This window comes from Pseudomonas sp. D1HM (assembly GCF_019266105.1).
Classification (GTDB): Bacteria; Pseudomonadota; Gammaproteobacteria; order Pseudomonadales; family Pseudomonadaceae; genus Aquipseudomonas; species Aquipseudomonas taetrolens.
Genome location: NZ_LRMN01000001.1, coordinates 114,337 through 135,723, shown reverse-complemented (window position 1 = coordinate 135,723; position 21,387 = coordinate 114,337). Strand labels below are relative to the sequence as shown.

At 59.6% G+C, this 21,387-nt stretch carries 22 protein-coding genes; 16 read left to right on the top strand and 6 right to left on the bottom strand.

Features of this window, described 5'->3' with window-relative positions; genetic code table 11:
• Positions 1–24: 24 nt before the first annotated feature.
• Both AWM69_RS00590 and AWM69_RS00585 read right to left on the bottom strand, forming a co-directional pair.
• Positions 25–714, bottom strand: a complete 690-nt coding sequence (locus AWM69_RS00590; protein ID WP_218725554.1) for a methyltransferase — start codon at positions 712–714, stop codon at positions 25–27.
• The gene (locus AWM69_RS00585) at positions 711–1,160 is read right to left on the bottom strand and encodes a YbaY family lipoprotein (protein WP_048352674.1); all 450 of its coding nucleotides are present in this window, start codon (positions 1,158–1,160) and stop codon (positions 711–713) included. Before AWM69_RS00585 ends, AWM69_RS00590 begins: the two co-directional genes overlap by 4 nt.
• Before the next feature lie 137 nt (positions 1,161–1,297).
• Here AWM69_RS00585 and nrdR point away from each other — a divergent pair, with 137 nt between their 5' ends.
• The 10 genes from nrdR to AWM69_RS00535 all read left to right on the top strand — a co-directional run bounded on the left by nrdR (position 1,298) and on the right by AWM69_RS00535 (position 8,958).
• Entirely contained in the window at positions 1,298–1,762 is a 465-nt protein-coding gene (nrdR, locus tag AWM69_RS00580) for a transcriptional regulator NrdR (protein WP_162199342.1), read from the top strand.
• Complete coding sequence (gene ribD, locus AWM69_RS00575) at positions 1,759–2,892, top strand: bifunctional diaminohydroxyphosphoribosylaminopyrimidine deaminase/5-amino-6-(5-phosphoribosylamino)uracil reductase RibD (protein WP_218725553.1); 1,134 nt, start codon at positions 1,759–1,761, stop codon at positions 2,890–2,892. The genes nrdR and ribD overlap by 4 nt, the downstream gene beginning before the upstream one ends.
• 46 nt (positions 2,893–2,938) lie before the next feature.
• A complete protein-coding gene (locus AWM69_RS00570) occupies positions 2,939–3,598 on the top strand; it encodes a riboflavin synthase (RefSeq protein WP_048378405.1) in 660 nt (219 codons plus the stop codon).
• Between the two features lie 16 nt (positions 3,599–3,614).
• Entirely contained in the window at positions 3,615–4,706 is a 1,092-nt protein-coding gene (ribBA, locus tag AWM69_RS00565; RefSeq protein WP_048378404.1) for a bifunctional 3,4-dihydroxy-2-butanone-4-phosphate synthase/GTP cyclohydrolase II, read from the top strand.
• Positions 4,707–4,797: 91 nt separating this feature from the next.
• The gene (gene ribE / locus AWM69_RS00560) at positions 4,798–5,274 is read left to right on the top strand and encodes a 6,7-dimethyl-8-ribityllumazine synthase (RefSeq protein ID WP_003444275.1); all 477 of its coding nucleotides are present in this window, start codon (positions 4,798–4,800) and stop codon (positions 5,272–5,274) included.
• Positions 5,271–5,771, top strand: coding sequence for a transcription antitermination factor NusB (nusB, locus tag AWM69_RS00555; protein ID WP_048378403.1), 501 nt, complete (start codon positions 5,271–5,273; stop codon positions 5,769–5,771). Before ribE ends, nusB begins: the two co-directional genes overlap by 4 nt.
• Positions 5,772–5,786: 15 nt before the next feature.
• Positions 5,787–6,746 carry a thiamine-phosphate kinase gene (gene thiL / locus AWM69_RS00550; protein WP_218725552.1) on the top strand — a complete coding sequence of 320 codons (960 nt, stop codon included), beginning with the start codon at positions 5,787–5,789 and terminating at the stop codon, positions 6,744–6,746.
• A 381-nt stretch (positions 6,747–7,127) separates the two neighbouring features.
• Entirely contained in the window at positions 7,128–7,745 is a 618-nt protein-coding gene (gene ribA / locus AWM69_RS00545; RefSeq protein ID WP_218725551.1) for a GTP cyclohydrolase II, read from the top strand.
• Positions 7,742–8,161 carry an MFS transporter gene (locus tag AWM69_RS00540; protein ID WP_218725550.1) on the top strand — a complete coding sequence of 140 codons (420 nt, stop codon included), beginning with the start codon at positions 7,742–7,744 and terminating at the stop codon, positions 8,159–8,161. Before ribA ends, AWM69_RS00540 begins: the two co-directional genes overlap by 4 nt.
• Entirely contained in the window at positions 8,161–8,958 is a 798-nt protein-coding gene (locus AWM69_RS00535; protein ID WP_218725549.1) for a cobalamin-binding protein, read from the top strand. Before AWM69_RS00540 ends, AWM69_RS00535 begins: the two co-directional genes overlap by 1 nt.
• Before the next feature lie 45 nt (positions 8,959–9,003).
• Here the strand turns inward: AWM69_RS00535 and AWM69_RS00530 are convergent, their stop codons facing one another.
• The 4 genes from AWM69_RS00530 to AWM69_RS00515 all read right to left on the bottom strand — a co-directional run bounded on the left by AWM69_RS00530 (position 9,004) and on the right by AWM69_RS00515 (position 14,146).
• Entirely contained in the window at positions 9,004–10,893 is a 1,890-nt protein-coding gene (locus tag AWM69_RS00530) for a TonB-dependent receptor domain-containing protein (RefSeq protein WP_218725548.1), read from the bottom strand.
• A gap of 96 nt (positions 10,894–10,989) precedes the next feature.
• Entirely contained in the window at positions 10,990–12,888 is a 1,899-nt protein-coding gene (gene dxs, locus AWM69_RS00525) for a 1-deoxy-D-xylulose-5-phosphate synthase (protein ID WP_218725547.1), read from the bottom strand.
• A 131-nt stretch (positions 12,889–13,019) separates the two neighbouring features.
• Positions 13,020–13,907, bottom strand: coding sequence for a (2E,6E)-farnesyl diphosphate synthase (ispA, locus tag AWM69_RS00520; RefSeq protein ID WP_048378396.1), 888 nt, complete (start codon positions 13,905–13,907; stop codon positions 13,020–13,022).
• Positions 13,904–14,146: an exodeoxyribonuclease VII small subunit gene (locus AWM69_RS00515; RefSeq protein WP_048367754.1), complete on the bottom strand. Its 243-nt coding sequence runs from the start codon at positions 14,144–14,146 to the stop codon at positions 13,904–13,906. Before AWM69_RS00515 ends, ispA begins: the two co-directional genes overlap by 4 nt.
• 390 nt (positions 14,147–14,536) lie before the next feature.
• On the opposite strand from AWM69_RS00515, the gene tssA reads away from it, so the two are divergent.
• The 6 genes from tssA to tssG all read left to right on the top strand — a co-directional run bounded on the left by tssA (position 14,537) and on the right by tssG (position 21,384).
• On the top strand, positions 14,537–16,093 hold the full coding sequence (gene tssA / locus AWM69_RS00510) for a type VI secretion system protein TssA (RefSeq protein ID WP_218725546.1): 1,557 nt from the start codon (positions 14,537–14,539) through the stop codon (positions 16,091–16,093).
• 31 nt (positions 16,094–16,124) lie between these two features.
• The gene (gene tssB / locus AWM69_RS00505; RefSeq protein WP_048378394.1) at positions 16,125–16,631 is read left to right on the top strand and encodes a type VI secretion system contractile sheath small subunit; all 507 of its coding nucleotides are present in this window, start codon (positions 16,125–16,127) and stop codon (positions 16,629–16,631) included.
• A gap of 28 nt (positions 16,632–16,659) precedes the next feature.
• A complete protein-coding gene (gene tssC / locus AWM69_RS00500; protein ID WP_131655158.1) occupies positions 16,660–18,135 on the top strand; it encodes a type VI secretion system contractile sheath large subunit in 1,476 nt (491 codons plus the stop codon).
• 13 nt (positions 18,136–18,148) lie between these two features.
• Positions 18,149–18,556 carry a type VI secretion system baseplate subunit TssE gene (gene tssE / locus AWM69_RS00495; RefSeq protein WP_218725545.1) on the top strand — a complete coding sequence of 136 codons (408 nt, stop codon included), beginning with the start codon at positions 18,149–18,151 and terminating at the stop codon, positions 18,554–18,556.
• Positions 18,557–18,625: 69 nt separating this feature from the next.
• A complete protein-coding gene (gene tssF / locus AWM69_RS00490) occupies positions 18,626–20,413 on the top strand; it encodes a type VI secretion system baseplate subunit TssF (protein WP_218725544.1) in 1,788 nt (595 codons plus the stop codon).
• On the top strand, positions 20,377–21,384 hold the full coding sequence (tssG, locus tag AWM69_RS00485; RefSeq protein WP_048378390.1) for a type VI secretion system baseplate subunit TssG: 1,008 nt from the start codon (positions 20,377–20,379) through the stop codon (positions 21,382–21,384). The genes tssF and tssG overlap by 37 nt, the downstream gene beginning before the upstream one ends.
• Positions 21,385–21,387: the final 3 nt, after the last annotated feature.

Here is a 21,387-nt window from a genome sequence, read left to right as displayed (position 1 = left end):
CTCGAAACAGGTAAATGAGGGCAACTATAAAGGCTGGATGGGCTGGCTGAAAGCCGCGCGACCGCGTTGTGCGTGGTACAGGCTCACGTTGCGAAACTCATGGGGTTCGGCCAGGTCAGGCAAGGTCAGTGCCTTGAGCATTTCCAGTGGTTGATACAGCGGGTGCCTGAAGTCCCGTACCCGAGAGTCGGCGACCAGCGCCTGCTGGCCGCGGGTCAAAAACTGATCCAGCAGCGGCAGGTTCTCTCGATCGTAGAGCACGTCGGCCACCAGGATCAGATCAAAACGGTCGGCCTCGGCGAAGAAGTCGCTGGAATAGCCGAGCTGCACCCCATTGAGTTCGGCGTTCGCCCGGCAGGCGCTCAATGCCAGCGGATCAAGATCGCAGGCGAGCACCTCGAGGGCACCCGCCTTGGCGGCTGCAATCGCGGCGACACCGGAGCCGGCACCAAAATCCAGTACCCGCTTGCCGTACACCCACTGCGGCTGCTCTGCCAGATAACGTGCCAGCGCCAGGCCGCTGGCCCAGCAAAAAGCCCAATAAGGCGGCTCGTAGAGGATGCGCCGGGTCTCGTCCGGAGTGAAGGCGCGATCCATGTTCCGGGCGTCGATCAGCCACAGTTTCAACGAGGTTTCTGGCAAGTCCGTGATGACCAGGCGGGCATCGCCCAGCAGTTCACTCAATGACAGTTGCAGGTCGAGCGGTGTATTCATGGTGCTTTGACAAGGGCCAGAGTCCCCAGCGTTTGGGTCGTGGGCTGGTTGATGATTCGGGAAGGCAAATGCAGGATCAACTGTCCTGACTGGCTGGCACGCCCGCGCAGTTCGACCCGTGCGCCGGCCGGAAAAGCCTGGGGATTAAAGCGCAGCTTGAAGGGCAGCGGCTGGTTATTGCCGGCAATCTTGCTACTGGCCATCAGCCCCTGTGGCCGTCCGCGCTCGTCAACGATCAACATGGCCAGCTCAACCTCGGCGCCCGCCGGAACCCCGGTCAACACGCCACTCAGCTCGCGCTGGTAGGCGGGTAAAGGCCCCAGGTCTGCCGGTGCATCGGTTTTAGGCTGGGGCAGCGACTGAGGCTGTGCCGATTTTGGCGGTTCACTGCTGCACGCGACCAGTAAACTCGCCAGGCACAGCAAAACAATCGTTCGTAGCGGCATACAAGGCTCCACGGCAAGTCAGTCGATGCATCAATTGGGTAAAACATAGTCGGACGACTGTATACCGTAAAGCCTATGGCTTGTCTTGCCAGTGGGATGCGCTAACATGGCGCTCCCCATTTTTGTTGGCTGCCACCATGCACTGTCCCTTCTGCGGTGCCAACGACACTAAAGTCATTGACTCGCGTCTGGTTGCCGAGGGCGATCAGGTGCGTCGCCGGCGTGAATGCCTGGCCTGTGGTGAACGTTTCACCACCTTTGAAACAGCTGAGTTGGTCTTACCGCGCCTTATCAAGCAAGACGGCAGTCGTCAGCCGTTCGACGAAGACAAACTGCGTGCCGGCATGCAGCGTGCGCTGGAAAAACGCCCGGTGAGTGTCGAGCGTCTTGAAGCCGCGCTGGCTCATATCAAGAGCAAGCTGCGCGCCACAGGCGAGCGCGAGGTCAAATCGCTGGTCGTCGGTGAGCTGGTCATGAGCGAACTGCAAAAGCTCGACGAAGTGGCCTATATCCGTTTTGCCTCGGTCTATCGACGTTTTCAGGACCTCAACGAGTTCCGCGAAGAGATCGACCGACTTGCCCGTGAGCCATCAAACAAATGACTGTGTCCACTGAGCAATCTGTTTTGGATGCCCATTACATGACACGTGCCATCGAATTGGCGCGCAAAGGGCTGTACACCACCCATCCCAATCCCCGCGTGGGTTGCGTCATCGTGCGTGACGGCCAGATTGTGGGCGAGGGCTGGCACGTTCGCACGGGCGAGCCGCATGCCGAAGTCCACGCCCTGAGGGCGGCGGGCGAACGGGCGCGAGGGGCCACGGCCTACGTCACGCTTGAGCCCTGCAGCCATCATGGGCATACGCCACCATGTGCCGAAGGGCTGATCAATGCCGGTGTGGCGCGGGTGGTTGCCGCCATGCAGGACCCTAACCCGGAAGTCGCCGGCCGAGGTCTCAAACGCCTGGCCGATGCCGGCATCGACGTGTGCAGCGGCGTGCTCGAGGCCGACGCACGAGCGTTGAACCCGGGCTTTCTCAAACGCATGGAACACGGCCTGCCATTTGTACGGGTCAAGATGGCCATGAGCCTTGATGGACGCACAGCGATGGCCAGCGGTGAAAGCCAATGGATCACTGGGCCTGCTGCACGTTCAGCCGTGCAACGTCTGCGTGCCCAGGCCAGCGTGGTATTGACCGGTGCCGATACGGTACTGGCCGATGGTGCGCGATTGACCGTTCGCGGCGATGAGCTGGGCCTGGATGCCGAGCAGACCGCATTGGCCTTGAGTCGCCCGCCTTTGCGGGTGCTGGTCGACGGGCGCTTGCGAGTGCCGCTGGATGCACCGTTCTTCAAGGCCGGCCCGGCGCTGGTCGCCACCTGCGTGCCTCCCGCCGAGCAATACCGCACGGGCCCGGAATGCCTGGTGATTCATGGCACCAACGGTCAGGTCGACTTGCGTCAATTGCTGGTGGCACTGGCCGCCCGCGGGGTCAATGAAGTTCTGGTAGAGGCGGGGCCGAGCCTGGCAGGTGCTTTCGCCGAACAAGACCTGGTGGATGAGTACCAGATCTTTTTTGCGGCCAAGTTTTTGGGTTCAACGGCGCGGCCCTTGCTGGAGCTACCATTGACCCGGATGAGCGAAGCAACAGAGCTCAAGATCATTGAAATGCGAGCGGTGGGTGATGACTGGCGAGTCACAGCCATACCTGTGCCATCAGCCCGCGTATAATTCTCAGCCTCCGTTTAACGCAGGCTTGGTTCTCAAGGGGAACGCCATGTTTACCGGCATCATCGAATCGATCGGCACCATCCGTGCACTGACGCCTAAGGGCGGGGATGTGCGGGTTTCAGTGGACACTGGCAAGCTCGACCTGAGCGACGTCAAACTCGGCGACAGCATTGCGATCAATGGCGTTTGCCTGACCGCAGTAGAGCTGCCGGGCAATGGTTTTTCGGCTGACGTCAGCCGCGAGACACTTGATTGCACCGCCTTCAATGCGTTGAAAAGCGGAAGCCGGGTCAATCTGGAGAAGGCCCTGACCCCGACCACGCGTCTGGGTGGCCATCTGGTGAGCGGTCATGTTGATGGTGTGGGCGAGGTGATCTCCCGTGAAGAGAACGCTCGTGCCATCGAGTTTCGTATTCGTGCGCCCAAAGAACTGGCCAAATACATCGCGCACAAGGGTTCGATCACCGTCGACGGTACCAGCCTGACCGTGAATGCCGTGAATGGCGCCGAGTTTTCGCTGACGATCATTCCGCATACCTTGAGCGAAACCATCATGGACGACTACCGTCCGGGTCGCCGGGTCAACCTCGAAGTCGACCTGCTGGCGCGTTACCTTGAGCGCCTGCTGCTGGGTGACAAGGCGGCCGAACCGACGGGCACCATCAGCGAAAGTTTTCTGGCCGCCAACGGCTACCTAAAATCCTGAAATAAGGGGGTGCCGCGTGGCGCTCAACAGCATCGAAGAACTGGTCGAAGACATCCGCCAAGGCAAGATGGTTATCCTGATGGATGACGAAGACCGCGAGAACGAAGGCGACCTGATCATGGCCGCCGAGTGCTGCAAGGCCGAGCACATCAACTTCATGGCGCGCTTTGCCCGTGGCCTGATCTGCATGCCGATGAGCCGTGAGCGCTGCGAGCTGCTGAAGTTGCCGTTGATGGCGCCGCGCAACGGTTCCGGCTTTGGCACCAAGTTCACGGTGTCGATTGAAGCTGCCACCGGCGTCACCACCGGGATTTCCGCCGCCGACCGTGCGCGTACCGTGCAAGCGGCCGCTGCCCGCGATGCCAAGGCTGAAGACATCGTCAGTCCGGGCCATATCTTCCCGCTTATGGCTCAGGCTGGCGGCACCCTGGCCCGTGCCGGCCACACTGAAGCTGCCTGCGATCTGGCGCGCATGGCCGGCTTTGAGCCGAGCGGTGTGATCTGTGAAGTCATGAATGATGACGGCACCATGGCCCGTCGGCCCGAGCTGGAAACATTCGCCGCTGAACACGGCATCAAAATTGGCACCATTGCCGACCTGATTCATTACCGGATGATCCATGAACGTACCGTTCAGCGGATTGCCGAGCAGCCACTGGACAGCGAACTGGGCCAATTCAACCTGGTGACCTATCGTGATTCAGTGGAAGGTGATGTGCACATGGCACTGACCCTGGGCAATATTTGCGCCGACGAACCGACGCTGGTGCGTGTGCACAACATGGACCCGCTGCGTGACCTGCTGATGGTCAAACAGCCCGGCCGCTGGAGCTTGCGCGCCGCCATGAGTGCGGTGGCCGAGGCCGGCAGCGGTGTGGTGCTGTTGCTGGGGCATCCGCTGGATGGCGATGTATTGCTGGCACATATCCGCGAAACGGCCGATTCGTTGCCGGTGAAAAAACCGACTACTTACAGCATCGTGGGTGCCGGTTCGCAGATCCTGCGTGACCTCGGTGTGCGCAAAATGCGCCTGATGAGTTCACCGATGAAGTTCAATGCCATATCCGGTTTCGATCTGGAAGTTGTAGAATACGTGCCCTCCGAATAAAGACCTGACATTTTCAGCCTTGAATTCGTGGCCCAATATCCTAAAGAACGCACGCGAGTGCGTTCTGGCTCTTTAATACGAGACATACCGAATGACCCTGAAGACCATCGAAGGTACCTTCATCGCCCCTAAAGGCCGCTACGCACTCGTAGTGGGCCGCTTCAACAGCTTCGTCGTCGAAAGCCTGGTGAGTGGTGCCGTTGATGCCCTGGTTCGCCACGGTGTGAACGAAAGCGACATCACCATCATCCGTGCTCCGGGTGCGTTCGAAATTCCACTGGTTGCGCAGAAGGTTGCCCAGCGCAACGAATTCGCCGCCATCATCGCCTTGGGCGCCGTGATTCGTGGCGGTACTCCGCACTTCGAATACGTTGCCGGCGAATGCACCAAGGGCCTGTCCCAAGTGTCCATGCAGTTTGGCGTACCGGTTGCGTTCGGCGTGCTGACAGTTGATTCGATCGAACAAGCGATCGAGCGTTCCGGCACCAAGGCCGGTAACAAAGGCGCTGAAGCTGCCTTGTCTGCCCTTGAAATGGTCAGCCTGTTGGCACAGTTGGAGGCCAAGTGATTTCCGACGAAAGCGATCGTTTCAACCCGCGCGATCCAAAGCCTGCGGACGCTGGCAAGCCCTCCAAGAGCGCCAAGCGCCGTGAAGCGCGTCAGCTCGCAACTCAGGCACTGTATCAGTGGCACATGGCCAAGCACTCGTTGAACGAAATCGAAGCGCAGTTCCGCGTCGATAACGACTTCACCGACGTCGATGCGGCCTACTTCCGCGAGATCCTGCATGGCGTGCCTGCACACCGTGGCGAAATCGATGCGGCCCTGGTGCCGTGCCTGGACATCACCCTGGATGAGCTGGACCCGGTTGAACTGGCCGTGCTGCGCCTGTCTACCTGGGAGCTGATCAAGCGTGTCGATGTGCCTTACCGCGTTGTGATCAACGAAGGCATCGAGTTGGCCAAAGTTTTCGGTTCCACCGACGGACACAAGTTCGTCAACGGTGTACTCGACAAGCTGGCGCCACGCCTGCGTGAAGCTGAAGTAAAGGCTTTCAAGCGCTAAATTGCGCTGTCGGCCATGGGCGAGTTTGAGCTGATCCGCAATTTCTTCGCCGCCGCGCCTTGTGCGCAAGGCGGCGAAGGCGTTGCTCTGGGCATCGGCGACGACTGCGCCCTGCTAAGCGTTCCCTCCGGGGAACAGCTGGCAATCTCTACCGACACCCTGGTAGCCGGGGTGCACTTCGCAGATCCTTGCGACCCTTTCTTGCTCGGTCAGCGTTCGCTGGCGGTGGCGGCCAGTGATTTGGCGGCCATGGGCGCAACACCTCTCGCGTTTACCCTTGCTCTGACGTTGCCGACGGTTGAAGCCGATTGGTTGCAGGCCTATGCCCATGGTTTGAACCACATGGCCCAGCGCTGCGACCTGCGTCTGATTGGCGGTGATACCACGCGTGGTCCGCTGTGCCTGACGCTGACAGTGTTTGGCCGGGTGCCGGCTGGCCTGGCCCTCACCCGTAGCGGTGCACAACCGGGCGACCTGCTGTGCGTGGGGGGCGAGCTGGGCAACGCGGCGGGGGCCTTGCCGCTGGTGTTGGGGCAATGCAGCGCCGATCCGGCGATTGCCGAGCCGTTGCTGGCGCATTACTGGTCGCCGCAACCGCAGCTGGCGTTGGGCCAGGCACTGCGCGGCAAAGCGACAGCGGCCCTGGACATCTCGGATGGCTTGCTCGCCGATTGCGGTCATATTGCCGCCGCTTCGCGGGTCGGTTTACGGATCGAAAACCACCGTGTGCCGACCTCGGCCGCGTTGCAGGCCTTTTTGGGTGCTGCACAGGCGCAGCAGGCCGCGTTGAGTGGCGGCGACGACTATGTGCTGGCATTCACCCTGCCGGCCGCCGAGTTACCGGCCCTGCAAGCCGAAGGCTGGCCCGTTCATGTGATTGGCCGGGTGGTTGAAGGGCAGGGCGTTGGCTTAGTTGATGAGCAAGGCCAGGACATCACCCCGGCGATCCGTGGCTACCAGCATTTTCGTGCTTAACGCCTGACTCCGTAGATACCGTCGTGACCCTTATCGCTCGTCCGTTGCTAGGCCCATCGCAGCCTTCGGCAGCGGCTACAGGGTCACCCAAAATCAGTAGGCTGCGAAAAGGCCCGAAGGGTCTTCAAGATTTCAGGCTCCCCCCAAACCCGCAGCCGCCGTGAAGTCTTTCGCTCACTCAGAAAAGCCTCGCGATCAGGATTCATGTGCGTTCCGCAATCGGACGCAGCCTGCGGCACTTGCTACGGATTCAGGTTGCAGCGAAGCCATCAAACTTTTAGATATTTATCTACCATAATTCAGCATAAGCGCCTGTAGGAACGTCCTGTTACAATGCCGCCTCTGCGAATCTCCAGTCCTCATACTGATCAGGAGCACACGGTGCCCGTCGTTTTCGTTGCCGCTTGCAAACTACCCACTCCTTTTGCTGAATTCACCATGCATGGCTTCCTTGAGAAAGCCACGGGACGTGAACACGTTGTGCTCAGTTTGGGCGACGTGGCGGATGGCGCTCCAGTATTGGGCCGAGTGCATTCTGAATGCCTGACCGGCGATGCTTTGTTCAGCCAGCGTTGTGACTGTGGCTCGCAGCTGGACGCCGCCTTGCAGGCGATTGCCCGCGAAGGCCGGGGCGTATTGTTGTATTTGCGTCAGGAAGGCCGTGGCATCGGTTTGCTGAATAAAATTCGCGCCTACGAACTTCAGGATGGCGGTGCCGATACCGTCGAGGCCAATGAGCGCCTGGGTTTTGCCGCTGATCAGCGTGATTACGCCATCTGCCTGCCGATGCTTGAGCACATGGGTGTCAAGTCGTTGCGCTTGATGACCAACAACCCGCGCAAGGTCAAAGCGTTGACCGACATGGGGATTACCGTGTTCGAGCGCGTGCCGCTGCACACCGGCCATAACCCGCACAACAAACTGTACCTGGCGACCAAGGCCAACAAGCTCGGCCACATGATGGGTAACCAGCACCAGAATGAGGCTGATCCGGCGTGACCCGAGGTCAGATCCGTCGCCGGTTAAGTTTCAGTGGAGTGGGGCAGCTGGTTTTAACCGTGTTGCCGCTGTTGCTGGTCAATGGTTTTTTCGGAAAGTCCGAACCGTTGCTCCCGGGATTGGCCATGCCTTTTTTCATCGCAGGCATGCTCTCGATGTTTGTCAGTCTGCGATTTTTCGGGGCTTACAAGCGTGGTCTGATAGCCACGCAAAAAGCCCTCGATACCCCGCAAGAACCTGAGGCTTGGGCGCAATTGGCACGTGTGCGTCACCGGGCGCTGCTGGTCGCAGGGTTGCCGACCTGGATCGCCACTCTGGGGGTGTTTTTCGGCCTGGAAGGCGTGCCGTTATTTTTGTTGTCGGTGTCGACGCTGGTTCTGTTCTACCTCTATCGCATCCCGCGTCAGCTCGGCTGATGCGCCTCTGGCTGGCGCTCTTGCTGCTGGCTGCGGCCGCGGGCGCTCCAGTCATGGCGGCCACGCGCGTGGTCAGCCTGTCACCTTCCTTATCTGAAATGGTTGTCGAGCTGGGCGCCGCCGATCTTCTGGTCGGGCGGCTCGAGGCCGGTGAACCATCGCCGGAGCTGCTCAACATCCCCTCTGTGGGCCGCTACGGTCAGTTGGACATGGAGCGCTTGCTCAGCCTGCAACCTGATCTGCTTTTGCTCTGGCCTGGCAGTGTGGGGGCCGGGCAGCGCGAGCAGCTACGGCGCCTCAATATCCCGACCTACACGGCTGAGCCCAAGACCCTCGACCAACTGGCCGACCAGATCGAAGCCTTGGCGGTGACGCTGGGGCGGCCTGAGCGGGGGCGTGAGCTGGCCAATCATGTGCGCCAGCGTCTGCTCGAACTGCGGGCAGAGCATCGGCGAGACCAGCCGCTGCGGGTGTTTTACCAAGTGTGGGATCAGCCGCTGTATACCCTTGGCGGCGGGCAAATCATCAGTGATGCCTTGAAGGTGTGCGGGGCGAGCAATGTGTTTGCCGACCTGCAGTTGCCCGCCCCGCAGGTCAGCCTGGAGTCGGTTTTGCAGCGTAATCCCGACGTGATCATTGCCGGCAATCAGGCCCAGCTCGACGCGTGGAAAGCCTGGCCGCAGATTGATGCTGTCAGGCACGGGCGCTTGCTGTTATTGGCTGACAAGGGGCTGGAGCGCCCGAGCGGGCAGATGATTGAGGCGACCGCCAGGTTGTGTCAGCAGTTGGCGGATTGATGCTCACTGGTAACCGATGCGGCAGCGGTTACAGGTTTTTGCTCATTAGAGGGTTGGGGTCCAGGTCACAGCCAGCTGAACACTGCGGCGTTCTTCGCGGTATCCGTAGTAGCTGCCGTCGAAGCTGTAGAGCGCACGGGTGAGGGTTTTATCCAGCAGGTTGTCGACTTTGAGGTCCAGGCGCATCTGCGGGCTGGCCTGCCAGTTGCCTCGCAATCCCAACAGTCCATAGCCAGCAATCGGTTGTGTATTGTCTTCGTCGTTAAAGCTGCTGCTCACCGCTTGCCAGCTGGCGCCGACACCCAGCCGGTCAAATTGTCGATCAAGATCCAGACTCAACGTGCGCCGGGCGCGACGACCAAGCGTGTGGCCGCTTTCGCGGTCGCGCGGATCGATAATCGCGATCCCCAGGCTGCTCTGCCAGCCAAACCATTGCTGATGCAATGCACTTTCAAAACCCGTGACCCGGGCTGCACCGATGTTTTGCTGGATAAAGTCAGCATCGGCCACAATCGCGTCGCGGATGTCGGTCCGGTACAGCGACGTTTCCAGCCGGCTGCCCTCGCTAAGCTGACTGCGCCATTGCAGTTCGTAGCTCTTTGAATGTTCAGGCTTGAGCCTCGGGTTACCAAACTGTGGGTAGTACAGGTCGTTAAATGTCGGAGCGCGAAAGCCCTCACTGTAAGACAGCAATACGTCGTTGCTGGCATTCAGCGGCACTGTCAGGCTGGCGCTCCACGTATTCTGGTTGCCGAACTGCTGGTTCTGATCATGGCGCAGACCCAGCTCGGTGGAAAAGTAATCGCCCTGAAACCGGTGCTGGATAAACGCTGCACGGTTCCAGCGGCTGTCTTCGTCGAATACTGTGCTGCTGCGTACGCGGTCTTCATAGGCGTCGGCGCCCACGATCAGGCTGTGCTGATCGGTGAGTGTCAGATTGTTTTGCCAGTTCAACGAGTCGCGGTAGGTATTGAAGCTGGCGATGTCCGGGCTGAGCTTGTCGCGGGTTTTTTCGCGGTTTTCGCTGTGGCCCAGTTCAAGGCGTGAGTTCCAGCGCTCGGTGAGTTGTGCATCGATAAAGCTCGACACACTGCTGATATCGAAGTCGCTGTACAGCTGTTGCCCACTGACGCTCGAGGTTTCCGGGTCCCAGCGGCCAAACCCGTTGTCGAGTTCTGTCTTGCCGGTGTTTTTCAACGCCGACAGGCCGACTTCGATGTCATCGCTCAGGGTATGGCTCAGGTTCAGGCTTAGGGATTTATTACGGTAAGCGTCGTGGTCGCTATCGCTGGGGAAGGATTCATGGGTACGGTTCACCCCTGCGGTTTCTTCCAGGCTGGTGCTCAGGTTAAAGCGCGTCAGTGCATCGCCACCCGAAATTCCCGCGCTGTTCTGAGAGCTGCCATAACTGCCCACGGCACTGCGCACACGCAGCTGCGGGGCCTGATCGGCGCCCCGACGGGTGAACACCTGAATCACCCCGCCAATGGCATCGCTGCCGTAGATCACCGAGCGCGAGCCACGCAGGACTTCAACCCGCTCGATCTGATCGATGTTCAGGTACTGCAGGTTACTGTCGGCCGACGTGGCATTGGCCATGCGCTGGCCGTCGACCAATACCAGGCTTTGTGCGGATTTTGTGCCGCGAATATAAATCCCCGGCAGGCCGCCGCGTCCACCGCTGCGTGCTATTTGCACGCCGGGTACTCGACCCAGCAGGTCGGTAAGACTGGTGGGCTGCAGGCGGTCGATGTCATCTCGGGTGAACACGCTGTTGGCGCTGCTGCTGTCGGAACGCGTCTGCACCTGGCGGTTGCCGGAGATCAGGGTTTGCGGGAGTTTGAGCGCATCTTCGCGTTCTGGATACGTATCGGCAGCCAGCAAGGGACTGGCCGGGACAATCCCGAGTAACAAGGCGAAGCGAAGGACTTTCATGGTTTCTCGATTCAAAGCAGGTAGCCGCTGCCACAGATTTCGATAAGGCCCGAAGGGCCTTCAAAACCTGCGACAGCGGCTACAAGGTTCGTCGGATCAGAGCCCGAGCAACTGCATGCGCTGGCGAACTGAAGCTTCAATGCCGGCGGCGTCCAGCCCGCATTCGGCAAGCATCTGATTCGGCTTGGCGTGTTCGACGTACACGTCCGGCAGTCCCAGGTGCAGAACCGGCTTGAGCACGTTTTCACGGGCCAGGAACTCGCTGACAGCCGCGCCCGCGCCGCCCATGATGGCGTTCTCTTCGACGGTTACCAGCAGTTCATGGCTATCGGCCATTTCCCGCACCAGCGCCTCATCCATCGGTTTGACGAAGCGCATGTCGACCACGGTGGCGTCGATTTTTTCCGCTACTTGCAGGGCTTCAGCCAGTTGTACGCCAAATACCAGCATGGCGACCCTGGACCCTTGGCGACGAATCACCCCTTTGCCGATTTTCAGCGGCTCGAGGGTTTTCTCGATGGTTGCATTCGGGCCGGTGCCACGCGGGTAGCGTACGGCCGCCGGGCCGTTGTACAGGTGCCCGGTGGTGAGCATCTTGCGCAGTTCGTTCTCATCGCTCGGGGTCATGATGACCATGCCCGGAATGCAGCGCAGATAAGACAGGTCGAAGCTGCCGGCATGGGTCGGACCGTCTTCGCCGACCAGACCGGCGCGGTCAATGGCGAACAGTACGTCCAGATTTTGAACGGCCACGTCATGTACCAACTGGTCGTAGCCGCGTTGCAGGAACGTCGAGTAAATCGCGACCACCGGCTTGGCGCCTTCGCAGGCCATACCGGCGGCAAAGGTCACTGCGTGCTGTTCGGCAATCGCCACATCGAAATAGCGCTGCGGGTAACGTTCGCTGAATGCGATCAGGTCCGAGCCTTCTTTCATGGCGGGCGTAATGCCGACCAGGCGCGGGTCGGTTGCGGCCATGTCACACAGCCATTCGCCGAACACCGCCGAGTATTTCGGCCCGCTGTCTGCCTTGGGGACCACTTTGGGCGCATCCAGCGGATCGAGCTTGGTGATGGCGTGGTAGCCAATCGGATCCGCTTCAGCCGGGGCAAAACCTTTGCCCTTTTTGGTGACGATGTGCAGGAACTGCGGCCCCTTGAGATCACGCATGTTGCGCAGCGTGGCGATCAGGGTTGGCAGGTCGTGGCCATCGATGGGGCCGATGTAATTCCAGCCCAATTCTTCGAACAGGGTTCCGGGCACCAGCATGCCTTTGGCATATTCCTCGGTGCGGCGGGCGATTTCCCAGGCACCCGGCAAGCGCGACAGTACTTTCTTGCTGCCTTCGCGCATGCTGGCGTAGGTGCGGCTCGAGAGAATTTTGGCCAGGTAATTGGACAAGCCCCCGACATTACGCGAGATCGACATGTCGTTGTCGTTGAGGATCACCAGCATGTTGGCATTGACTTCAGGGGCGTGGTTCAGCGCCTCGAAGGCCATGCCTGCTGTCAGTGCGCCGTCACCGATCACGGCGATGGCCTTGCGCTCACTGTTTTGCAGGCGGGCAGCAATGGCCATGCCCAGCGCAGCACTGATCGAGGTGCTGGAGTGGCCTACGCCGAAGGTGTCGTACTCGCTCTCGGCGCGGCGCGGGAAGGCGGCAACACCGTCCTTCTGGCGCAGTGTGGACATCTGCTCGCGACGACCGGTGAGGATCTTGTGCGGATACGCCTGATGACCTACGTCCCACACCAGACGATCGTCCGGGGTATCGAACACGTAGTGCAACGCAATGGTCAGTTCAATGACGCCCAGGCCTGCCCCAAAGTGCCCACCCGTCTGGCCGACGGTATAGAGCAATTCCTGGCGCAATTCATCGGCCAGGCTTTCCAGCTCGGCTTCGGCTAATCGGCGCAGGCCCACAGGTGTGCCCGCTCGGTCGAGCAGGGGCGTAGTAGGGCGGCTGCGGGGAATCTCATGAAACGTCGTTGGCATCAGGCGAATCGTTATAGGTATAAGAAGAGGCGGCAGTTTACCTTATGCAACGTAAGCTGCCCACGAAGTCTGGCATTCGTTAGTCAGACGTCGGTATTAAACGCCGTCCGATATGGCCCTGCATTACGCCTTTAGTGGCGGCGTTTGACGATATAACGCGCCAGCTCACGCAACGGCTCGGCATCTGCTTCAAAAGGTCGCAGGGCATTGAGCGCCTGGTCGCGCAGCTCCAGTGCGTAATGCTTGGCCTGCTCCAGCCCCATCAGCGCCGGGTAGGTTGGCTTGTCCCGGGCGATATCCGCGCCCTGGCGTTTGCCCAGGGTTTCTGTATCGCTTTCCACATCCAGGATGTCGTCCTGCACTTGAAATGCGAGGCCGATGGCGCGCGCATAAACGTTCAGTGCCTGCAGATTCTCGACCGTCGCCTTGCCGCTGGCCAATGCGCCCAGCTGCACGCTGGCCTCGATCAGTGCGCCGGTCTTGTGCCGGTGCATGTATTCCAGGGCTGCCTGATCCAGCTTGATACCGACAGAACCGAGGTCAATCGCTTGCCCGCCCACCATGCCGGCCGGGCCTGCCGCCAGCGCGAGGGCTGACACCATGCGCAAGCGTGTTTCGGCGTCCAGAGCGGTGAGTTGCGGATCGATCAGGGTGCTGAACGCCAGGCTTTGCAGGCCATCGCCCGCCAGAATGGCGCAGGCTTCGTCATACGCTTTATGGGTCGTTGGCAGGCCGCGGCGCAGATCGTCATCGTCCATCGCGGGCAAATCATCATGCACCAGCGAATAGGCGTGGATCAGCTCCACCGCACAGGCTGCGCCATTAGCGTGCTCGGGCGCACTGCCCAAGGCCTCGCAGGCTGCATAGGCCAGCAGCGGGCGTACCCGCTTGCCACCATTCATCACGCTGTAGCGCATGGCCTCGTAGAGGCGTGCCAACTCTGGCGCCGGAGCGATAAACAAACGCTCGAGAGCCGCATTGACACGGTCCTGGCTGCTGGCCTGGTAGGCATCGATCATTCGGGCTGTTCCGCATCAAAGGGTTCTTGTGCCAGCTCACCGTCACGCTCAAGCAGGATTTGCACCTTCTGCTCGGCTTGGGCCAGTGCGCCCTGGCAATCACGGGTCAGGCGAATGCCTTGCTCGAAGGCGGTCAGCGAGTCTTCCAGCGACAACTCGCCATTTTCCAGACGCTCGACCAGCGTTTGCAGGTCAGCGAGGGATTGCTCGAAATCCAGGGAAGCTTTTTTGCGGGCCATGGCGGCGCTCTCGGTAGGCGTTAAAACCGGCTGACACTAGCAGACAGCGGGTTTTGGGGCAAATCGGGGGAGGGTTTAAGGCGTGTACAGAAAGGCCAGAGCCATTAAACAGAATCCGCTGTGCAGCTCGGACGGGGCTTACCGTTTGATCCGGTAATTGTGTGGGAATGAGTTTGTTGGTGCAGCGGCAAGACACTCATATGAAGTGTTTTTAGGTGCTTTTCCTGCGCGGGGAAGATTCGTACCGAATTGCGGATTTTTCCGACATTTTTCTTTTGGGCTTTCCCCTATCGTCTCGCCACTTGAATGGACTCGGTACTGTGAAGTGATCAACTCCCCCTATCGCGTGATAACCCTCGTTGTTTGCCCCGTGGCTGGAGCCGCGTCGCGATGACGTATTCCAGCAAGTTGTTTGCATCCTTGATCGACCTGGCTAAAACGCCGGTCTTCAAAGACTGCTTTGCCGGCAGTGACGTGCGTTTTTCCAATGAGTTTGAAGCCTTGGAACGCGAGCTGGGCAAATCGCAGTCCATGTATGAAAACAACCAGATCGACTGGTTTTGGGTCAAGGAACACAGCGAGGCGCTGTTACGCGATCAGTCGAAGGATCTGCGAGCGGGTGTCTGGCTGACGTGGGCCTTGTACCAGCGTGAGTCTTTCCCGGGACTCGTGGCGGGACTGGGATTGGTGCATTACCTGTGCAAGCACCATTGGGATTCAGTTCACCCGCTCAAGTTGCGTACGCGAGGCGCGACGATCAGTTGGCTGGCTTCGCGCCTCGATCAGGTACTTAACGAGAACATCCCCATCCAGGAGCAACTGCCGCTTTTTCGGCACATGCTTGAGCTCCTGCAGGAACTTGAAGGCCTGCTGGCCGGGCACCTGGGTGATGAAGTGCCCTTGTTGCTGCCCATTTGCCGGCGCTTGGGCCGCTGGATACAGCGCGCCGCAGACAGCCAGCCCGAGCCCGGCTCACTGGCCGCGGTAGTGGCTCAGGTCAAGCAGGCCGCCACCCAGTTGATTGAGCCCAATCCGCCCCTTGATAACGAAAAGGATGCACACAAAGCCCTGCGTGCCCAGCAAGACAGTGCCCGCCCTTTGTGCGCCTGGTGGTTGAAGCAAAAGGCCAGCGACCTGCGCGCCCTGCGTTTGAACCGGACCCTGACCTGGCTATCGGTCGAGGTGGCCCCCGAGCGCAACGCCGAACACATCACGCCATTGCGCGGGCTGCCGGCAGACAAGCTTAAAAGCTACCGCGAGCGCTTTGACCAGGGGCAATTCGCCGATTTGCTGGTGGAGCTGGAAGCCAGCCTGACCAAGGCCCCGTTCTGGTTCGATGGTCAGCGCATGGTCTGGGAGTGTTTGCACGGATTAAAGGCCGAGCAGGCGATGCGTGAAGTTGAGCACCATTTGGCTCAGTTGCTTCAACGTCTGCCGGGAGTGGCGGAACTGCGTTTCAGCGACGGCGCACCGTTTGCCGACCCGTCGACCCAGGCATGGATCAATGCCCGGGTGATGCCTCATCTGCAGTCGCCAGTCGAGTCCGGAACGGTGACATTCGCGATCGACAAACCCCTCTGGGAAATTGCCCTCGAAGAGGCTCTCGAGATGTTCCGCGACAGCGGTTTCAAGGCCGCCGTACAAGTCCTGAAACGTGGGCTGAACACTGCGCGGGGCGAACGGGAGCGCTTTTTCTGGCAACTGACCCTCGCCCGATTGTGTTTCCAGAGCAAGAAATACGAACTCGCCAAAACCCAGCTCGAAATGCTCGACCAGTTACTCCATCGCTCCGGCCTCGAGGCCTGGGAGCCGGATCTGGTCCTGGAAGTATTGCGCCTTCTGCATCGCTGCTGCGAGCTCCTGCCGCAGAACCACGAAGTGCGAGAACGCAAGGACGAGATGTATCGCAGGTTGTGCCACCTCGATCTCGAAGTGGTACTCGAATAGGCCTCAGGGTCACACACGCAAGGAAAAAAGCATGGCCAAAGAAAGCTCGGTTGCCCCCAAGGAACGTATCAACATCACGTTCAAACCCGCTACAGGTGGCGCTCAAGAAGAGATCGAACTGCCACTGAAACTGCTGGTGCTCGGTGACTACATCCATCGACTTGACGATCGCAAGCTGGAAGACCGCAAGCCGATCGCCATCGACAAAATGACCTTTGACGAAGTGCTTTCCAAGCAAGGGCTGGAGCTGAGCCTCAACGTGCCCAATCGTCTCCAGGAAGACAGCGGCAATGAGGAGCTGGGGATTGCCCTGCGCGTCAATGCGATGAAGGACTTCAATCCGGCGAGTCTGGTCGAGCAGATCCCCGAACTGAAAAAACTGATGGAACTGCGCGATGCGCTGGTCGCGCTCAAGGGCCCGCTGGGCAATGCACCGAGCTTTCGCAAGGCGATTGAAAGCGTTCTGGCCACAGATGAATCGCGCGCTCGTGTGCTGAGCGAACTGGACCTGACCGACGCGCCTGCCACGGACGTTTGAGCCCCCCATCAGCAAAGGAAATCACATTATGAGCACGCATGGCGCACAGCAAAAAGACGATCAAAATACCGCGTACAGCATCCTTGACGACATCATTACCCAAACTCGGCTGACGCCCGAAGACGAGGCTTATGGCATTGCCCGGCGTGGTGTCGCGGCGTTTATCGAAGAGCTGCTAAAGCCGCAAAACAAGGGCGAGCCGGTCAAGAAAGCCATGGTCGATCGCATGATCGCCGAGATCGACGCAAAACTGAGCAATCAGATGGATGAAATCCTTCACCATCCGTCATTCCAGGCATTGGAGTCGGCCTGGCGTGGCCTGCAATTGCTGGTTGATCGCACCAACTTCCGTGAAAACATCAAGATCGAAATCCTCAATGTGTCCAAAGAGGACCTGCTGGACGATTTCGAGGATTCGCCGGAGGTCATGCAATCCGGTCTCTACAAACATATCTACACCGCCGAGTACGGCCAGTTCGGTGGCGAGCCCGTAGGCGCCATCATTGCCAACTACTTCATGACGCCCAGCGCGCCTGACGTGAAGTTGATGCAATACGTGTCGAGCGTGGCCTGCATGTCCCATGCGCCGTTTGTCGCCGCTGCCGGGCCCAAGTTCTTCGGACTCGAAAGCTTTACCGGCATGCCGAACCTCAAAGACCTGAAGGATCACTTTGGCGGGCCTCAGTTCGCCAAATGGCAGAGCTTTCGCGAATCTGAAGATGCACGCTACATGGCCTTGACCGTGCCGCGCTTTTTGCTGCGCAACCCTTACGACCCCGAAGAAAACCCGGTCAAGTCCTTCGTCTACAAAGAAACCGTCGCCAACAGTCATGAGCACTACTTGTGGGGCAACACGGCTTATACCTTCGCCTCCAGGTTGACTGACAGTTTTGCCAAGTTCCGCTGGTGCCCGAACATCATTGGCCCGCAAAGCGGTGGTGCTGTCGAAGACCTGCCGCTGCATCACTTCGAAAGCATGGGTGAAATCGAAACCAAGATTCCGACCGAAGTCCTGGTTTCAGACCGTCGTGAATACGAGCTGGCCGAGGAAGGTTTCATTTCCCTGACCATGCGCAAGGGCAGCGACAACGCTGCGTTTTTCTCGGCCAACTCGGTGCAAAAACCGAAGTTCTTCGGCATCAGCGCAGAAGGCCGGGCAGCCGAGCTGAACTACAAGCTCGGCACGCAGCTGCCTTACATGATGATCGTCAACCGCCTGGCGCATTACCTGAAGGTCCTGCAGCGCGAGCAACTGGGGTCGTGGAAGGAGCGCACGGACCTTGAGCTGGAACTTAACAAGTGGATTCGTCAGTACGTGGCGGACCAGGAAAACCCTGGCGCTGAGGTTCGTGGCCGTCGTCCGCTGCGCGCTGCCCAGATCACCGTCAGTGATGTCGAAGGCGAGCCTGGCTGGTACCGCGTCAGCCTGAATGTGCGCCCGCACTTCAAGTACATGGGCGCGGACTTCACCTTGTCGCTGGTCGGCAAGCTGGACAAAGAGTAACGGGAGGCTGGGCATGACCGCATACGGCAGCCTTTTTGAACGCCTGGGCGGGGACGCGGATCAGCGTCTTGGCACGACCCGTGAAACCCGCGCCCTGGCGTCGGTGGCCGCTCATTTGGCGAAGATGCTCAGCACTCGCGCGGGCAGCGTGCAAACGCTGCCCGACTACGGGCTTCCCGACCTCAACGACATGCGCCTGAGCCTGCATGACTCGCTGACCCAGGCTCGTCAGGCCATCGAAACCTTTATTGAACGTTATGAGCCGCGCCTGAGCCAGGTACGGGTTATTTCCTTGCCCCGGCATGACGATTTGCTACGGCTTGCCTTCAGCATTGAAGGCTGGCTGGAGATCGAGGGGTGCAAGCGTCAGGTGAGTTTCTCGGCATGGCTCGATGGCAGTGGTCAGGTCAGCGTCCGTTAAGGCCATGGTCTGTTCGAACCCAATCCGTTTTTCGGCATTTGATGCTGTCGACATTTAACAGGTAGCGCTGTGTCCTTTAATCATTACTACCAAAGCGAGCTCACTGCATTGCGGCAGTTGGGTAGCCGTTTCGCCGAGCGTAGCCCTGCGCTGGCGCCGTTTCTTGGCCAGGCGGGACGCGACCCTGATGTGGAGAGGCTGCTCGAAGGGTTTGCGTTTTTGACGGGGCGTCTGCGTCAAAAACTGGATGACGAATTACCGGAACTGAGCCATTCGCTGATGCACTTGCTGTGGCCCAACTACATGCGTCCGTTGCCGGCGTTCAGCATGCTGCAATTTGATCCGCTCGTACGCCCCGGGCCTGCGCTGCGTGTCGAGCGCGAGACTCAGGTGGAAGGCAAGCCGGTCGACGGCGTGAATTGTCAATTCAGGACCTGTTACCCGACAGACGTCTTGCCGCTGCAACTGGAGTCGCTCAAATACTCGGTGAAAGGCGAGGGCTCAATGTTGAGCCTGTGTCTGCAAATGACCTGTGACGGTCATGCCGGGGAGCTGGACCTGAGTCGCTTGCGCCTGCATCTGGCAGGTGAGCGCTACATCAGCCAAATGCTCTACCTCGGCCTGTTGCGCCACTTGCACGACATTGTACTGGTGCCTCTGGATGCGCAAGGGCAAGGCCTGAGGAATGAAGACAACGTGCCGCTGACCTTCATCCTTGGCCCTGAGAACATCCAGCCTGTGGGCTTTGCCGAAGACGAAGCGTTGATACCTTATCCGCTGAACACGTTTCGGGGTTATCGCTACCTGCAGGAGTATTTCGCCTTTCAGGACAAGTTCCTGTTTGTTGACCTGAGCGGTCTGGAGCGTCTCAAAACACTCCCCGCAGACACCCTTAAACAGGTTCGTGGCCTGGAGCTGCGCTTCGATATCCGCAAGAGCAGCACCCAGCGCCTGCGCCCGACCCTGGAGAACGTGAAGCTGTATTGCACGCCCATCGTCAATTTGTTCAAGCACGATGCGATGCCCATCCGGCTGGATGGCAAGCAGGACGAATACCTGCTGATGCCCTCGCGCATCGGCCTGGAGCATTGCGGTGTATTCAGCGTCGATAACGTAACCGGCTGGCGTGTCGGAGGTGCAGGATCCCAGACGTATGTGCCGTTTGAGTCGTTCGAGCATGACCCCAGTTTCGATGTCCCGAACCCGCACGCCCATTACAGCGTTCGGCAGCGGACGGCGTTGCTGCACGAAGGCCTGGACACCTACCTCAGTTTTGGCTCGCGTCAGCCCGATGAGAGCGAAACCCTCTCGGTCGAACTGACCTGTACCAACCAGAATTTGCCCCGGCGCCTGCACAAGGGCGATATCTGTCTGCCCAGTGAAGGCACCCCCGAATTTCTTACCTTTCGCAATATCGGGCCGGTGACGTCCAGCCATGCACCGCCGCTCACCCGTGACTTCCTCTGGAAGCTGATCAGCAACATGTCCCTCAACTACCTGTCGCTGGCCAACGTGGATGCCTTGAAGGTGATTCTCGAAACCTACGATCTGCCGCGTTACTACGACCAGCACGCGGAGCGTGTCAGCAAATGCCTGCTCAATGGCCTCAAGTCGATCCGTCACGAGCACGTTGACCGGCTCCATCGGGGCCTGCCACTGCGCGGTTTGCGCACCGAGCTGACGATCGACCCGCAGGGCTATGTGGGGGAAGGCGATCTGTTTGTTTTTGCCTCGGTACTGAACGAGTTTTTTGCCCTTTACGCCAGCCTCAATTCGTACCACGAACTGCGGGTGAAAAGTACACAAGGAGAGGTTTACCAATGGACACCCCGCATGGGTCTTCAGCCCCTGCTTTAAGCGGGCTGGCGCAAAACATACGTGAGTACTCGCTGTTTCAGTCCGTGCTGCTGGTGATTGACCGGCTTCGCCAGAGCGACCCGCAGAGCACCGAAGACGAGCTCTACGATCGCGTGGAGTTTGTAGCCAATCCCGGACTTGGATTCCCGGGTAGTGATGTCGACAGCGTGGAGTTTTTTGTGGAGCACGGACAGGCCCGTGCGCGGCTGCGCTTCAACCTGATGGGGCTGGTGGGCTCGGGCTCGCCCTTGCCGGCGTTCTACGGCGAGCAGGCTCTTGGTGACAGCGAAGAGAGCAATCCGACCCGAGAATTTCTGGATGTATTCAACCATCGCTTGCAGCGCCTGATGCTGCCGATCTGGCGCAAATATCGCTATTGCGCCCGTTTTGAACGTGGGGCAACAGACCCGTTTTCCAGCCATTTATTTGCGCTGATCGGGTTGGGTGGAACGACCATTCGCAATGCCGAAGAACTGAACTGGCGACGCCTGTTGCCCTATCTCGGCCTGCTGAGCCTGCGAGCGCATTCGGCCGCCCTGATTGAGTCGGTGCTGCGTTACTACTTCAAGCATGCCGAGCTGACGATCGAACAGTGTATCGAGCGCCGTGTCGCGATCCTGCGTGAGCAGCTCAACCGTCTGGGGCGGGCCAACAGCCAGTTGAGCGAGAACCTCGTGCTGGGCGAACGGGTGCGCGACCGCAGCGGCAAATTTCGCATTCATATCCGCCAGCTGGACTGGGCGCGATTCCATGAATTCCTGCCGATTGGCACGGGTTACCAGCCGCTGTGCGCGCTGGTGCGTTTCACCCTGCGTGATCCGCTGGATTACGACATTCGACTGGTGCTGCGACACGAAGAAATCCGTGAGCTGCGGATTGCCGAGCACAACCCGTGCCGTCTTGGCTGGACCAGCTGGCTGGGCCGGGAACGGGCGGACGGCGTAGTCACCTTGGGCAGCAAATCACATTAAGGA

Excerpts from the sequence above, each read along its gene's own strand:
- AWM69_RS00590 (WP_218725554.1), bottom strand. The coding sequence starts at position 714 with ATGAATACACCGCTCGACCTGCAACTGTCATTGAGTGAACTGCTGGGC.
- AWM69_RS00585 (WP_048352674.1), bottom strand. The coding sequence starts at position 1,160 with ATGCCGCTACGAACGATTGTTTTGCTGTGCCTGGCGAGTTTACTGGTC.
- nrdR (WP_162199342.1), top strand. The coding sequence starts at position 1,298 with ATGCACTGTCCCTTCTGCGGTGCCAACGACACTAAAGTCATTGACTCG.
- ribD (WP_218725553.1), top strand. The coding sequence starts at position 1,759 with ATGACTGTGTCCACTGAGCAATCTGTTTTGGATGCCCATTACATGACA.
- AWM69_RS00570 (WP_048378405.1), top strand. The coding sequence starts at position 2,939 with ATGTTTACCGGCATCATCGAATCGATCGGCACCATCCGTGCACTGACG.
- ribE (WP_003444275.1), top strand. The coding sequence starts at position 4,798 with ATGACCCTGAAGACCATCGAAGGTACCTTCATCGCCCCTAAAGGCCGC.
- thiL (WP_218725552.1), top strand. The coding sequence starts at position 5,787 with ATGGGCGAGTTTGAGCTGATCCGCAATTTCTTCGCCGCCGCGCCTTGT.
- AWM69_RS00535 (WP_218725549.1), top strand. The coding sequence starts at position 8,161 with ATGCGCCTCTGGCTGGCGCTCTTGCTGCTGGCTGCGGCCGCGGGCGCT.
- AWM69_RS00530 (WP_218725548.1), bottom strand. The coding sequence starts at position 10,893 with ATGAAAGTCCTTCGCTTCGCCTTGTTACTCGGGATTGTCCCGGCCAGT.
- dxs (WP_218725547.1), bottom strand. The coding sequence starts at position 12,888 with ATGCCAACGACGTTTCATGAGATTCCCCGCAGCCGCCCTACTACGCCC.
- ispA (WP_048378396.1), bottom strand. The coding sequence starts at position 13,907 with ATGATCGATGCCTACCAGGCCAGCAGCCAGGACCGTGTCAATGCGGCT.
- AWM69_RS00515 (WP_048367754.1), bottom strand. The coding sequence starts at position 14,146 with ATGGCCCGCAAAAAAGCTTCCCTGGATTTCGAGCAATCCCTCGCTGAC.
- tssA (WP_218725546.1), top strand. The coding sequence starts at position 14,537 with ATGACGTATTCCAGCAAGTTGTTTGCATCCTTGATCGACCTGGCTAAA.
- tssB (WP_048378394.1), top strand. The coding sequence starts at position 16,125 with ATGGCCAAAGAAAGCTCGGTTGCCCCCAAGGAACGTATCAACATCACG.
- tssC (WP_131655158.1), top strand. The coding sequence starts at position 16,660 with ATGAGCACGCATGGCGCACAGCAAAAAGACGATCAAAATACCGCGTAC.
- tssE (WP_218725545.1), top strand. The coding sequence starts at position 18,149 with ATGACCGCATACGGCAGCCTTTTTGAACGCCTGGGCGGGGACGCGGAT.
- tssG (WP_048378390.1), top strand. The coding sequence starts at position 20,377 with ATGGACACCCCGCATGGGTCTTCAGCCCCTGCTTTAAGCGGGCTGGCG.